The following is a 14,053-nucleotide window of genomic DNA, read 5'->3' on the forward strand; positions in this document are numbered from 1 at the left end:
CTGCGGTTAGGGATGTTTTTCTTGCGATATCAGGAAAGCCTAAGCTTCGGAGTTTATACTTTCTGATATCTTAAAAAACAGGCCGGCTAGGGCAACCCCTTAGCCGGCCTGTCTACGTGTTAGAGAGAAACTTACTTCTGAATGATGGTAATCTCGGCATTCGGATCCAGGCTTCTCACAATGGATTTGAACCTGGGCATCTCCAAAATGTGAACCCGATAGACCAGCTGCCTCGAACCGATGGTGTCACCATCATGCATAGCGTCATCTTTCGTGTCAGCAGCTTTGGAATCATACCCCATGATGGATTTCATGCTGTGTCTGATTTCCGCTTCGCTCACGCTTCGAATCCGGACCTCGCGTTTAAGCGGAAGGCTTGAAGTCGTAATACGTCCGGTCTCCAGCGCCATCAGGCAGGCGATCGCAGAGTACATCGCTCGTTCCCAGCCGAGCAGCAGTCCGGCCAATGACAGCACGAATGTATTGACCATGATATGGACGTACGGCAGCTTTAAACGGGTCAGCAGATGTGATATCTGCTGCGGCATCTTGGGCATTTGGAGTGTGTCCAGGACGACGCCGTAACGAAGGCCGAGACCGATGCCCAGCCCAAGGATAATGCCGCCGATGCCTGCGCTCCCGATCTTGCTGTCAATGAGGGCGGGAACCGGAAAAAACAGGATCGAGCATACGGAAAAAGTAAGCAGCCCGATGGTGGCAATGACGGCTCTTTCACGGTTGGACCTACGGTAGACCAGCAGGAGCAGAGGCAGGTTTAATGCAAACAGAAACATGCCTGTATGAAGTCCCGTCAGATGCGAAGCGAGGGCAGAGATTCCTGTGACGCCGCCCGCGATGATGCCGCTGGGAACAAGAAATAAATCTAAACCGAATGCCGCTATCAGTCCTCCGATGGCAGCCATGCTCATTCTTCTTCGTGTACTTGCCTTATTTACGGTCTTTTGCGGACCGTTCGTTACCCGAACCGGGGCTTGAACCATAGGCAATGTACCCTCCTTTATCCGCTAGCACTTTCATCCTTTAGCTTCGGTTTAACCGGTTTCTTCTCCTTATAGTCTTTAAATTTAATGATTTTGTTCAAAAAGTTATACACATGCTTGGACTCCTTGGTGAGCAGCGGTCCGAGTATCGCCAGTATCAGCACATACAGGGCTGCAAACGGCTGAATGAAGGTTGCAAGTCCGCCCGCTTTACCCATATTCGCGAGAATAATGGAGAATTCTCCGCGGGAAACGATGGTCAGACCGATATTGGAGGATGCTTTGGAGGACAATCCCGCACTGCGTCCTGCAAGCATGCCTGCAATAAAGTTACCAAGGAGCGTGATGATCACGGCGATCAGCGATAACCACACAGCTCCGCCAAGCTCGGAAGGTACAATCGTTAAACCGAAGCTAAAGAAGAATATGGCTCCAAAGAAATCACGGAATGGTAATATCAAATGCTCAATGCGTTCACGATGCTCTGTCTCAGCAAGGACAAGCCCGACGAGAAGAGCGCCGATGGCCTCGGCGACATGAATCGTCTCGGCGAATCCTGCGAGCAGGAACAATGCGCCAAAAACAACCAAGGCAAACAATTCGTTCGACCGTATATTTAATGCTTTATTCAGAAGCGGTACGGCTTTACGGCCAAGAATAAGGACAAGCAGCATAAATCCGAGGGCGATCACCGCAGATATCAATACTCCGCCAAGCGATGATGATCCGCTCAATACGAGTCCGGACAGAATAGAGATATATACAGCCAGGAAAACATCCTCGAACATGATAATACCAAGAATCATCTCGGTTTCGGGATTCGCCGTTCTTTTCAGGTCAACCAGCACCTTCGCTACGATCGCGCTTGAGGAGATGGTGGTTATTCCCGCAACAATGAGTGTTTCCGCCACGGGGAAACCGGAAAAGATCCCGATCATCAGTCCAAGCGTAAAGTTAATGGCAATATAGATGCTGCCGCCGACAACGATGGACTTCCCTGATTTGATTAACCGGCCGACCGAGAATTCAAGGCCAAGATAGAACAGAAGGAACAGTACACCGATACGACCCATAAAGTCGATGAACGGGGCACTTTCTATAAAACGAAAATCAAATGATCCAAAATGAAAAGCATGAGGCCCTACCGCCATCCCCACCAGAATGTAGAAAGGGACGACGGAAAACCGGAGTTTAGCGGATAGCAACCCCGCCAGGGCGATCAGGAAAATCGCCAGTCCAACTTCTAAAACCAAATGATCCATTCATCAACCACGTCCGTTCATCAAGATTTGTTTAAATAGCCGCTGTTGTTGACGTTCACCGACGACAACGAGTGTCGAGTCCGGCGTAATAATAACGTCAGGTCCGGGATTGATTTGTTTACTGTTTTTATCAACTGTCGCAATGATGGTTGCACCTGAGGCTTGGCGTACGCCCAAATCACCAATCGATTTGCCAGCCCCGTAATAATGGGGCTCGATGCGATACCATTCGATAATCAATTCGTCCAGCGCGATGTCGATCGTTTCCAGCGCTTTAGGTTTATAAGTGAGACCGCCAACGATGGCGGCAATTTGGCGAGCCTCATCATCATCCAGGGAAATCATGGAGATGCTTTCGTCTGGATCGTCATGCTCATAATGGTACATTTCACGGCGGCCGTCATCGTGGATGATAATGACCAGTTTATCGCCTCCGCGGGTATCAATTACGAACTTCTTACCAATTCCGGGCAAATCTGTTTCGCGAACATGCATAGGTTAAAATCCTCCTAAAAATACACTTTTTTAGTTTTTTGCAGACCGGTCACACGGATCTCAAAATATACGCAGCCAAATAAAACAATCCATTCAGGATGAAATTGCACAGTCTTTAATAAACCCATGTGCATACGTAAATCATCACAGGTTGATCGTAGGGTTGCCTGAGAAATGAGAAATTGGGCGAATTTAAGAAACCGCAGTCAGTTTGAATGCGAAAAAGGGGAGGATACTAAACGAACTTCGATGTGTATTTAATGGGGAATAATAATAAAAGCCGGAGTCGAAGCGGAATGATCGGCCGATAAGGCAGACGTGTTTTGGGAGCCTGCAGCATGAGAACGGCCGACATCAATAAGAACAGCGGCAAGGCATTGCCGGCTGCCTTAAGTTTGGAGAGAATTTGCGAGTGTTTCAGAACAGCCGCTTTCAGATGATGGTCATGCTTGTATACATACCGCTCATCATGGGCTTCGCTGCTGTAGTACTCCTGGACGGGAATGTAAAGGGCAAATGCCGTGACCAGAACAAGTACCAGCATCCAAAGAATTCTTGCTGTTTTTAAGAAACAGTTCACGGTTACTCCCCCTTCGTCCCAAGCTTCTATGTTAATCATAACATAAAAATAATCGTTCTCAAAATGAGAACGATAAATTATTTTTGAACACTTTAACAGATTGATTATATTTTTTACATTATATTGAAACGGGACTTGTTTTACTTTTTACGAAGTTTATCGTAATTTTCCGTATCGGGATCGATATCGATTTTCGATTCATCTTTGTCTTCCAAAACGCCAAGGACCAGATCGTCGAGTTTGTCGGTTGCGGCTTGATCCGGACGATCGGGCTCGGGAATAGGGTCAACGCCGGGGAACTGTCCATCATATTCAGGTTTCTTTTTATTCATCAGGGTCTCATTCCTTTCTGGCAATATTTTGGCACAAAAGGATCTGTTATATGTAACGAATAAACGCGGGGGTTGAGAATGAAACAAGGCAAGCGATCATCAGCATGCAATAGTCTTTCTTTTATATTATGTAGCCCTCTATATATCCATCTGCTATATAAGAGATATGCTAGAATGTAGTGGAGGAATATTATACCAGGGGGTAATGTTAGTTATGAAGAAAAAAATGCTGTGCTGCACCATCGCTTTATTGCTTGTGTCCGGTTCGGTTGTTTCTGCTCATCCGGGAAGAACGGATGCCAATGGCGGGCATACCTGCCGTACCAATTGCGAACGCTGGGGTCTGTCTTATGGCGAGTATCATTATCATAACGGCGGAGGGAGCTCTTCAGGCAGCACATCGCCTTCATCGACGCCTAAAGCCAAATCATCGAAGAACAGTACGACAAAATCCGCTGTGCCGAAGCCGGCAGCGCCTGCTTATGCCAAGTCGGGTCTTAAAGTTTTCGTGAACGGCAGCGTGGTGAAGTTTGGCAGTGAGCCGTTGGTGTATAACAACGTCAATTTGGTGCCGCTGCGGGAAATCGCTGAAGGAATGGGAGCTGAGGTTACCTGGAATCGCGAAGCGGCCAGCATTGGCGTGCAAAGAGGCAATCATAAAATAACACTTACGATTGGCAGCAAAACCGTCTTTTACAACGGCAAATCGGAATCCGTTACGGTCGCTCCAAAAGTGATCGACGGCGTGACGTACGTTCCGATTCAGGTGTTTGCAAGAGGCCTTGGTGCTGGCGTGAACTATACCGATCATGATAAAATTCTGAGAATCTCCTTGTAGGAATAAAAATAAATTCTGCTTCAAACGGGTGAATAGAGAGGGGAGAGCATACTTGAGTTTTTTTGATAAATTTAAGGCCGGTGTGTCCGACGCCGGAAACAAAGCCAAAACGTTGGTGGAGATCAATCGGTTAAAGCTGCAAAACAACGGTAAAAAAAGCGACATCGATGAACAGCTTCTGGAAATCGGCAAGGTTGTATTTGCTGCAACCGAAGCTGGGAAATGGCCGCCTGATCAGGAGAGTATTCAGAGCTACGTGGCCAAGATTCATCAATTGAATTTTGAAATCGAACAAAATCTGCTTCAAATCGCCAATCTTACGGATGAGAAGGTATGCAGAGGCTGTGGGAACAGCTCCGCTATGAACGCTAAGTTTTGTGCCCACTGTGGCCGTACGTTCGAAGTGATCCAAGTGCAATCGGAAGAGCAGCGTAAAGAAATTCCGCTTCTGGAAGACGGCAGCGAACAAGAGGAACCGAAATAATATTATGGGTCTAACTGTCCTCATTATTTTGGGCGGGCCGATCAATTGGAGCGGGAGCTTATTCTTGCATGTGTGTTGTGCCAAACAATAACACGAGCTGTAAAAAGGGACGTCATGGTCCTTGATGTCAGGATGAATGTTTTTGTTATAGATAGAGCCGCACCCTGGTTTGGGAAGACCGGGGACGGCTCTTTTCTTTTTGTCCGGGGTGAAGGAAGCTGCAAAACATTACAGAATGATTATAAAGGTGAGCTAACTCACCATAAAATCGTTATATAGTAATATTAGCTTACTAGCTGAGGGAGTGAGGACATATGCCGATGAACAAGGCCTGTAATGATGAGTTATTTCAACATGGGAATCGAAGGGTGTCAAGGCTGCTTAAAGGTAACGTTCTATTGCTTCCCGTCTGTGTATTTCTGATGCTCCTTGCTGCCGGGTGTAACAAGACGGACTCTGAGGGAGAACATCCGCCGGAGAATCAACCGAAGAGCGCATCCATCAGCATCGTTATTTCCAGTCTCGGGATGACGTTTCCTGCCGGCATGGACGAGAATGACAATCCGTATCTGAATTACATTGAAGAGCGCACGGGACTTGAAATCGGAGTTAATCTTCCGCCGCCTGAGGTATACAACGAGAAGCTGGATGTCATTATGTCCTCCGGCAACTTGCCGGATATGCTTCATACGTATGAACCGGTGTGGTTCGACAATTATGTCAAACAAAAGGCATTTATGCCGCTGGATGAGTTAATCGACAAGCATGGTCCCCATCTAAAAGAGAAAATTCCGCCGGAGGTCTGGGATCGGGTTCGATATGGCGGTAAAATCTATGCGGTGCCAAGCTTGAATGAGGTGACCGGGGCAGAGCTGATGTATGTCCGAAAGGATTGGCTTGATCGGCTTGGCCTGGAGCCGCCTGAAACACTGGAGGAATATTACGAAGTCATCCGTGCCTTCACGCTCGATGATCCGGACGGCAACGGCGTGCAGGATACGATCGGCCTTACGCTGACATCGAATTTGGGCAGGTCTTCCCCGTTCTTCGGCGCCTTTGGCACCCAGCGTAATATGTGGTTTGAACGGGACGGGCAGCTGGTGAACGGAAGCATTCTGCCTGAAACAAAGGAGACCCTCGCGTTTTTTGCCAAGCTGTATCAGGAGAATCTGCTTGATCGGGAATTTCCTCTTAACCTGCAAAATAATCTGTTCGAAAAAATAGAAAATGGCACGGTGGGCCTCTTCTCCGCAGCTTGGTACGACACGCGGGGACCGATTGCGGCCAATATGAGCAAGGATCCGGAGGCAAAGTGGATTCCGCTACCGTATCCCACGGGACCGGACGGACTCAAAGGGGTAGAGGGCAAGGATATTATCCGCGGCTACAATGTCATTCCCGCCGAATCGGAGAAAGCAGCCGAAGTGATTAAGTTTCTGGACTTTATTGCCAGTGACTATAAGACGCTGAAGCTCGGCTTCGAGAACGAAATCTGGCGTTGGGAGGACGGGGCGATCGTGACGGATTTTGCGCTTCACGACAAGCATTTGTACCGTGGAATTTATCAGTCGCTTGTTGATGTGCCGGACCAAATGCTGTTTAAGGAGCGGCTTGACTCACTAGGCGATTTCAACCTATACAACAACTTGCAGATGATTCATTCGCATATAACCCCGAATGCATTCTATGGCGTTCCCACACCTGCCATGACGAAGTACAGCAATAAGCTTAAAAATCTGGAGGACGTGTTTACGAAGATCATTATGGGGCTGGAACCGCTGGATGCCTTCGATGACTATGTGAAGAGGTGGAAGGAAGAAGGAGGAGATGAAATCACGAAGGAAGTGAATGAATGGTACTCCAAACAATGATGTCGGCCGCCAAAGGAGGGGGGACTCGAATGATGGCGTTGATTCGCTGGGTCCGGGATCGGTTTTCGCAAAATATTCAGACCCGCTTGACCGGTTATTTTCTGCTGATCCTGCTGCCGCTGGTCATCATCAGCCTGTTTGCGGTGGAACGGTCCCGGGATATTCTGTATGAACAGGCGGTCGAGCGGACGGAGATGGCGCTTTCGTCAGCGATGAATCATTTTGATCTGGCGCTGCAAAACGTGGAGGAGATATCCACCCTGATTGCAAGCGACCCTGGAATGAATGAGCTGCTGAACAAAAACAGCACCAACTTCTCTACTCAATCGATTGTGGATTTCAAGCATATTTTGGAACAGCTATCGAATTCCGTATCGGTGAACCGGTTTATATCCCAGATTACAGTGTATCATCGGGCTTCCAACAGGTTTATCTCTACCCATTACGGCGGCAAAGAGCTGAAGGGCGAGACGCAGCAGGAGTGGCTCGTCGAAGCTGCCCGGAGGAATGGAACGGGGATTTCCTACGTGATGTCGGAATCCCCAGTGGCGGAGGGTATCACTTTTGGCCAGATGACGAATACGGACAGCGTTTCTTTGATTCGTGCGATGGACCTGTACAACAGCGAGCGGCAGTCGAATCTGCTGGTGGTGTCCTTTAACAAGAGCAAGCTGTTAAATATCATCAAGACGCTGCTTCCCTCCGAGAACAGCCGTATCGCCCTGTTGAACGAAAAGGGACAAGTGGTGGTGGAGACAGGCAGAGTGCATGAGGATAACATTTCCGACAAGGATATGACCGTAGCGATTGACTCGGATTACTCCGCATGGCGCCTCGCGCTGGTTCAGCCGAAAAGCGAGCTGTACAAAGAGACTGATCAGCTGCGCCTGTTCACGGTTGCGATCATCGGGCTGAGCATCCTGCTGGCCATCATTATTTCATGGGTGGTTTACAGCGGAATTGCCTCCCCTGTGTTGAAGTTGTCGCGTGGGATGAAGCGGCTCAGCAGCGGGGAGCTGAATATTCATGTCGATACCAAGCGGAAGGACGAGTTCGGCTTTCTCATTCAGTCGTTTAACAAGATGGCCGTCGTACAGAAGCATCTGATCGAGGATCATTATGAGCAGCAGCTGCGATTAACGACTACCGAGCTGAAGTTTCTGCAATCCCAGATCAACCCGCATTTTCTATACAATACCCTCGATTCGATTTACTGGACGGCCAAAAACTACGATGCGGATGAGATCAGCGAGATGGTGATGAATCTGTCGAAGTTTTTTCGGCTGAGCCTAAATAAGGGCAGGCAGGTGTTCACGATTGAGGAGAGCATCACCCATCTGCACTACTATTTACGAATTCAGCAGCTTCGTTTCATGGACAATTTCACCGTGGATTATCACATTTCGAAAGAGAGTAAGGATGTTCCGCTCCTCAAGCTCCTGCTCCAGCCTTTGGTGGAAAATGCCATCATTCATGGCATGGAGGGTAAATCCTCCGGAGGGAGCCTGGTCATATCCAGCAGGATCGAAAAGGGGCAGACCGTGGTTATTAGCGTACAGGATAACGGGCCGGGGATTAAGGAAGAACGACTGCGTTATATCCAGCATGAGCTGGAGATGATGAGTTCGCGAAGCGTGCCGGCGTCTTCTCAGGATGAAGAGCATGTGAAGGATCTGTTCGGTCTTCGGAACGTGCTGAGCCGAATGAAGCTGTATTATGGCAAGGAAGCTCAACTCACGGTTCACAGTGTCTCAGGCGAAGGCACAACTGTCACGATCTCCATTCCACTGGATCGCTGCAAGGAAGTTAACCTGAAGTAGGTACTCATATATAGATCGCTCGAAAGGGAGGACCTGAATGAATCTCATGATTGTGGAAGACGAACCCCGGCTGCGTAATGCACTGGCTTACAATATCCCGTGGGACAAGCATGGAATTGAAGTGGTGGGTATGGCGTCCAACGGTGTCGAAGCCCTTGAGCTTGTAAGTCGGAAGAAACCGGATATAATGCTGATCGATGTGCAGATGCCTGAAATGGATGGATTGACGCTCCTTGGCGAGCTTCGAAGCCGGCAGGATATCAGCCGATTGACGAAAATGATCATTCTGAGCGGACATGACAACTTCGAGTTTGCGCAGCTGGCGCTGGAATACGGGGTGTCCAAATATTTATTGAAGCCCGCCGGCGAGGAGGATATTCTCGAAGCGGTCCTTGAAGCGAGGCAGCAGCTACGGGAGGATTTGGAGCAGTGGCAGCGCAAGGCGGCGTTGGAACAGAAATGGAAGGACAATCTTCCGCACTTGCAAAATCTCTTTTTTATTCAATGGGTCAGCGGTAAATATACAAAACCGGATGTTCTTAATAAGAGCAAGGAATTATATATTCCGTTGAAGGAGGACGACCGTATTGCGGTAGCTGTGGTGGACCTTGACCCGCTGCCGGAGTGTGAGACCCGGTTTCAACGGGGGGATGTCGAGCTGCTGCAGTTTACGATGCAGTGCCTGGCCAAGGAGCTGTTGTCCCATCCCTCTCTCTGGATCACGTCGGATTCCGGCAGTATGCTGCTGATGGTGTGGATCGTGGAGGAAAACCAAGACGCCAAGGAGGCTATGCTGCGGCTGAATGCGGATGTATCCAAGCTGCTCTCTCAGACGAGGGAAGTGCTGAAGTTAACGGCAAGCGCAGGCATCTGTGCATCCATCGGGACGATCGAGGAGATGAGTCTCTTGTATGCGCAGGCCTGCCGGGCGCTTCAGGAGCGCGTCGTGTATGGACACGACCTTGCGATTCCTTACCGGGAGCAGCTCCAGCGGGATATCCAGGGCGTGATCGTGCAGCAGAATCTGGAGAAGACGCTGGAGATCGCGCTGGAAACGGCCGACGAGACGAAAGCGCTGGAGGCGCTGAAGGGGTTATGGGAAGAAGCCTTCTCCAGATCCGAATCCTCGGACGAATTTCATGAGGCGGTTCTGTACATGAACAGCTTCTTTACCCGGATGATCCAGAAACAGGGCTGGACGGTAAAAAAAGTCGTCGGCGAGGATATCGAATATTTTCATAACGTCAAGCTGCTGAGCACCAAAATGCAAACCTGGTCGCTCTTGGAGCGCACGGTGAAGCATATCGTCTCCTTTATGAGCGAGCAGCGGAAAACGACGAGCAATCAGGTGGTGAAAGATATTCTGAACCTGCTTGAAGAGGAAATGGATCAGGAAATTACGCTGCATACGGTGGCGGACCGGCTTTATGTCAATTCTTCCTATCTTAGCCGGCTGTTCAAGCAGGAAATGGGGGTTGTCTTCTCGACCTATGTGCTGGAACGCAAAATGGAGCGTGCCAAGTCGCTGCTGCAGGAAGGACTTAAGGTGTACGATGCCGCCCGGCTGGTCGGGTACCGCGATGTCAGTTATTTCACCAAGGTGTTTCGGAAGTATTGGGGGGTGAATCCGGGGGAGTTTAAGGGGTAAGGGTGTGGGAGAGGCTGTACGGCACTATTGCACACATCTGAAAGTCCGCTGCGCGGTCGTATCGTTCTCCAATCTCTGTTGTCGCCGAATTTTCAGAATGATGATACAGCAGAAGAAATTCAGCTCCAGCCTATGCTTTCGATGCGAGTTTTTCGGTGGAAAATTTTCAGCCGACCGCTACGCTTTTTCGGAAACCGATACGCTCTCTCCGCTGGTCCGCGTGGGTCCACCCAAAAAGCCTCCCCCCTTGGTTTGGGGGAAGGTAGAGGTGTGAGAGCCCGCTCCGCGGTCGTATCGTTCCTCCAATCGCTGTTGTCGCCGAAATTCCTGGAATTATGATTACAGCGGAAGATTTTCGGCTCCAGCCTATGCTTTCGATGCGAGTTTTCCGGTGGAAAACTTTCAGCCGACCGCTATCGCTTTTCCGGAATCGATACGCCCTCTCCGCTAGTCCGCGAGGGTCCTAACCATCTAAAAGCCACCCCCCATGAGGGTGGGGGAGGGAGAGATGTGAAAGTCCGCTCCACGGTCGTATCGTTCCTCCAATCGCTGTTGTCGCCGAAATTCCTGGAATTATGATTACAGTGGAAGAATTTCGGCTCCAAAGGCGACCGCTACGCTTTTCCGGAATCGATACGCCCTCTCCGCTGGTCCGCGAGGGTCCCAACCATTTAAAAAGCCACCCCCCATGAGGGTAGGGGAGGGAAAGATGTGAAAGTCCGTTGCGCGGTCGTATCGTTCTCCAATCGCCGTTGTCGCCGAATTTCCAGAATGATGATACAGCAGAAGAAATTCAGCCTCCAGCCTATGCTTTCGATGCGAGTTTTCCGGTGGAAAACTTTCAGCCGACCGCTACGCTTTTCCGGAATCGATACGCCCTCTCCGCTGGTCCGCGAGGGTCCCAACCATCTAAAAAGCAACCTCCCATGAGGGTGGGGGAGGGAGAGATGTGAAAGTCCGCTGCGCGGTGGTATCGTTCTCCAATCTCTGTTGTCGCCGAATGTCGAGAATGATGATACAGCAGAAGAAATTCAGCCTCCAGCCTATGCTTTCGATGCGAGTTTTCCGGTGGAAAACTTTCAGCCGACCGCTACGCTTTTTCGGAAACCGACACTCCCTCTCCACTGGTCCGCGAGGGTCCACCCAAAAAGCCTCCCCCCTTGGTTTGGGGGAGAGGGGAAGCGCAGCGCAGCAGAGCGCGCGCAGTTTACATAAACAAAGCAAACGAGCCGTTCGGGGCATACATCCCGAACGGCTTGTTTGCTTTTACTCCCAGCCTTAACCATCGGCTGGGCGGAAGTAATCACCCGCGCAACATGGTTGAGGCTAGGTAGGCCAAGCTCGGAGCGGAGCAGCGTGGGCCTTGCTTGGCGATGAAGCACGGCAAAGCCGTGTGCTTCGAAATGCCAACTTCATTCTTGAGCAAGCTTCAACGGAGCAGGCGGAATTGTTCTGGAGAAGCGGCAGCGGTCCCCTTTATTCCCGGATTTCAACATGGTTTTATTCATTCAGAAGAAATCTGGGGGTAACAGGGATCGGAAGAACAATCCGCATGCGGAGTGATGAGCAAGCATCTTGATAATGAGTCAATGGTTTGTGCTGACTCATGTCCACGATTTTATGTTCTGATCGTCACAAGTTAACACCCCATGAAACACCTACCGCAACCTCATGGCATAATTACTGACGTCCATGCCCCAACACAACATCATATTACCATAAATAGTAATGATCCTCGCCTACTCAGTCGCTGCGCCGGGAATTACAATTTGTAGTAACCAAGGAGATTGAATCAATAGAAAGGGGGAGACGAGTCGATGAAACCCACGATAGAACCATCGCCGGCACCGTATAGAGAGATGAAGAAAAAACGAGGGTACTGGGGCCGTTTAGGGTCGGACATATGGAAAGAGTGGGATCTTTATTTGCTGCTCGTACCGGGCATCTTGTTCATTTTGCTGTTCAAGTACACGCCGATGTACGGCATAACGATTGCATTTAAGGATTTCAACATATTCACCGGATTTGCCGACAGCCCGTGGGTGGGATGGAAGCACTTCGAGAAGCTGTTCACGTCGCCGGATTTTGCTCAGGTATTCAAAAATACGGTCATCATCAGCTTCCTGAAAATCGTGATCTTGTTTCCGCTCCCCATCATTATCGCCCTGATGCTCAATGAGCTGAGGAATATGGTATTTAAGCGCACGGTGCAAACCGTCATCTATCTTCCGCATTTCTTGTCCTGGGTCATCGTCGGCGGATTGTTTATCGATATCCTCTCAACGAACGGAGGAATCGTCAATAAAGTTTTGGTATCGCTGGGGATGGAGCAGATTGCGTTTTTCCTGGATAACAGCGTGTTCCGAGGCGTGCTGATCACCTCGGCAGGCTGGAAGGAAACGGGCTGGAGCACCATCGTATACTTGGCAGCGTTTACAATGATCGACCCGATGCTGTATGAAGCCGCGAAGATCGACGGGGCCGGACGATGGAAGCAGCTGTGGCACATTACGCTCCCCGGGATCGCCCCGATTATTGTCCTGATGTTTATTCTGCGGCTCGGAAACGTGCTGGAAGCGGGAACGGAACAGATTCTCGTCATGTACAATCCGGTGGTGTACCAGGTATCGGATGTCATTGGAACCTATGTATACCGGCAGGGTCTCGGGAACCAGGATTACAGCTTCTCGACCGCGGTTGGCTTGTTCGAAGCCGTTATATCCTTCACATTGGTCATCATGGGCAATGCCATGAGCAGAAAATACTTACAGCGCGGGATCTGGTAAAGAAAGGGTGGCGCAAATGGATCACAAAAAAGCTTTGGAAGGAACAAACACCACCCGAGGTGTCATCCAAACGTCGTTTTCGGAAAAATGCTTCTCGGTATTCAATTATACGTTCTTCATCGTGATGGGCTTAACGACCCTGCTGCCTTTCATGAACCTGATCGCGAAATCCTTGAGCAGCGAGGGAGCCGTCATATCGGGTCAGGTTGGGCTGCTCCCGGTCGGGGTTCAATTCGAAACGTACAAGTACGTGCTGCAGGATTCCATGTTCTTGAATTCGCTCAAGGTATCCATTTTTCTGACGATCATCGGAACAGCTTGCAGCTTGTTTTTGACCACCCTGACGGCTTATCCGTTGTCCAAATACCGGCTGCGGGGACGGAAAGGCCTGCTGTTGATTTTCATATTCACGATGCTCTTCAGCGGCGGACTGATTCCGACGTACCTGCTCATGCAAAATTTGAATCTGGTGAACTCCTTCCCGGTGTTATTCCTCCCGGCGATGGTGAACGTGTACAACATGCTCATCATTAAAAACTATTTCGAGGGGCTTCCGGATGAGCTGGAGGAATCCGCCAAGCTGGACGGCGCAGGGAATATCCGCATCCTGGTTTCGGTCATTGTGCCGCTCTCGCTTCCCGTTATGGCAACGATCGGATTGTTCTTTGCGGTTGCTTTCTGGAATGACTATTTTGCGGCGATGATCTACATTACCGATCCGGCGATCAAGCCGATGCAGCTGTACCTGAAGGAGCTGCTGGTTTCGTCCAGCGGGGACTTCCTGAAGGATAATGTCGACGCCGCGATTAACGCAACACCTCAGTCCATACAAGCTTCCTCGATCCTGCTGGCAACGATCCCGATTTTGCTGGTGTATCCATTCCTGCAAAAGTATTTTGTTAAAGGCGTGCTGGTAGGTTCGGTTAAAGGCTAGAT

General features: G+C 49.9%; 12 protein-coding genes. 7 read left to right on the plus strand and 5 right to left on the minus strand.

Annotation, left to right across the window (positions count from 1 at the left end; genetic code table 11):
- Positions 1-131: 131 nt before the first annotated feature.
- The 5 genes from MKY82_RS08900 to MKY82_RS08920 form a co-directional block, all read right to left on the minus strand.
- Positions 132-1,001 (minus strand): YitT family protein, encoded by an 870-nt coding sequence (locus tag MKY82_RS08900; protein WP_339296652.1) that lies wholly within the window; start codon positions 999-1,001, stop codon positions 132-134.
- Between the two features lie 17 nt (positions 1,002-1,018).
- Entirely contained in the window at positions 1,019-2,263 is a 1,245-nt protein-coding gene (locus MKY82_RS08905; protein ID WP_194541559.1) for a cation:proton antiporter, read from the minus strand.
- Positions 2,264-2,266: 3 nt separating this feature from the next.
- Positions 2,267-2,758, minus strand: a complete 492-nt coding sequence (locus MKY82_RS08910) for a cation:proton antiporter regulatory subunit (RefSeq protein ID WP_071222829.1) — start codon at positions 2,756-2,758, stop codon at positions 2,267-2,269.
- A gap of 235 nt (positions 2,759-2,993) precedes the next feature.
- Positions 2,994-3,338 (minus strand): hypothetical protein, encoded by a 345-nt coding sequence (locus MKY82_RS08915; RefSeq protein ID WP_339222667.1) that lies wholly within the window; start codon positions 3,336-3,338, stop codon positions 2,994-2,996.
- Between the two features lie 140 nt (positions 3,339-3,478).
- A complete protein-coding gene (locus tag MKY82_RS08920) occupies positions 3,479-3,670 on the minus strand; it encodes a hypothetical protein (protein WP_071222831.1) in 192 nt (63 codons plus the stop codon).
- A gap of 214 nt (positions 3,671-3,884) precedes the next feature.
- On the opposite strand from MKY82_RS08920, the gene MKY82_RS08925 reads away from it, so the two are divergent.
- The 7 genes from MKY82_RS08925 to MKY82_RS08955 all read left to right on the plus strand — a co-directional run bounded on the left by MKY82_RS08925 (position 3,885) and on the right by MKY82_RS08955 (position 14,051).
- Complete coding sequence (locus tag MKY82_RS08925; RefSeq protein ID WP_339222669.1) at positions 3,885-4,508, plus strand: copper amine oxidase N-terminal domain-containing protein; 624 nt, start codon at positions 3,885-3,887, stop codon at positions 4,506-4,508.
- 52 nt (positions 4,509-4,560) lie between these two features.
- Positions 4,561-4,992, plus strand: coding sequence for a zinc ribbon domain-containing protein (locus MKY82_RS08930; RefSeq protein ID WP_220686100.1), 432 nt, complete (start codon positions 4,561-4,563; stop codon positions 4,990-4,992).
- Positions 4,993-5,306: 314 nt separating this feature from the next.
- Complete coding sequence (locus tag MKY82_RS08935; protein ID WP_339295961.1) at positions 5,307-6,863, plus strand: extracellular solute-binding protein; 1,557 nt, start codon at positions 5,307-5,309, stop codon at positions 6,861-6,863.
- A 29-nt stretch (positions 6,864-6,892) separates the two neighbouring features.
- Positions 6,893-8,683 carry a sensor histidine kinase gene (locus tag MKY82_RS08940; RefSeq protein ID WP_339295962.1) on the plus strand — a complete coding sequence of 597 codons (1,791 nt, stop codon included), beginning with the start codon at positions 6,893-6,895 and terminating at the stop codon, positions 8,681-8,683.
- A gap of 37 nt (positions 8,684-8,720) precedes the next feature.
- Positions 8,721-10,331 carry a response regulator gene (locus MKY82_RS08945; RefSeq protein ID WP_194541565.1) on the plus strand — a complete coding sequence of 537 codons (1,611 nt, stop codon included), beginning with the start codon at positions 8,721-8,723 and terminating at the stop codon, positions 10,329-10,331.
- Positions 10,332-12,148: 1,817 nt separating this feature from the next.
- A complete protein-coding gene (locus tag MKY82_RS08950) occupies positions 12,149-13,117 on the plus strand; it encodes an ABC transporter permease subunit (RefSeq protein WP_071222838.1) in 969 nt (322 codons plus the stop codon).
- 16 nt (positions 13,118-13,133) lie between these two features.
- Complete coding sequence (locus MKY82_RS08955) at positions 13,134-14,051, plus strand: carbohydrate ABC transporter permease (RefSeq protein ID WP_339295963.1); 918 nt, start codon at positions 13,134-13,136, stop codon at positions 14,049-14,051.
- Positions 14,052-14,053: the final 2 nt, after the last annotated feature.

This window comes from Paenibacillus sp. FSL W7-1279, from assembly GCF_037969845.1.
GTDB lineage: Bacteria > Bacillota > Bacilli > Paenibacillales > Paenibacillaceae > Paenibacillus_AQ.

Coding starts and splice junctions, on each gene's coding strand:
- MKY82_RS08900 (WP_339296652.1), bottom strand. CDS start 1,001: ATGGTTCAAGCCCCGGTTCGGGTAACGAACGGTCCGCAAAAGACCGTA.
- MKY82_RS08905 (WP_194541559.1), bottom strand. CDS start 2,263: ATGGATCATTTGGTTTTAGAAGTTGGACTGGCGATTTTCCTGATCGCC.
- MKY82_RS08910 (WP_071222829.1), bottom strand. CDS start 2,758: ATGCATGTTCGCGAAACAGATTTGCCCGGAATTGGTAAGAAGTTCGTA.
- MKY82_RS08920 (WP_071222831.1), bottom strand. CDS start 3,670: ATGAATAAAAAGAAACCTGAATATGATGGACAGTTCCCCGGCGTTGAC.
- MKY82_RS08925 (WP_339222669.1), top strand. CDS start 3,885: ATGAAGAAAAAAATGCTGTGCTGCACCATCGCTTTATTGCTTGTGTCC.
- MKY82_RS08935 (WP_339295961.1), top strand. CDS start 5,307: ATGCCGATGAACAAGGCCTGTAATGATGAGTTATTTCAACATGGGAAT.
- MKY82_RS08940 (WP_339295962.1), top strand. CDS start 6,893: ATGATGGCGTTGATTCGCTGGGTCCGGGATCGGTTTTCGCAAAATATT.
- MKY82_RS08945 (WP_194541565.1), top strand. CDS start 8,721: ATGAATCTCATGATTGTGGAAGACGAACCCCGGCTGCGTAATGCACTG.
- MKY82_RS08950 (WP_071222838.1), top strand. CDS start 12,149: ATGAAACCCACGATAGAACCATCGCCGGCACCGTATAGAGAGATGAAG.
- MKY82_RS08955 (WP_339295963.1), top strand. CDS start 13,134: ATGGATCACAAAAAAGCTTTGGAAGGAACAAACACCACCCGAGGTGTC.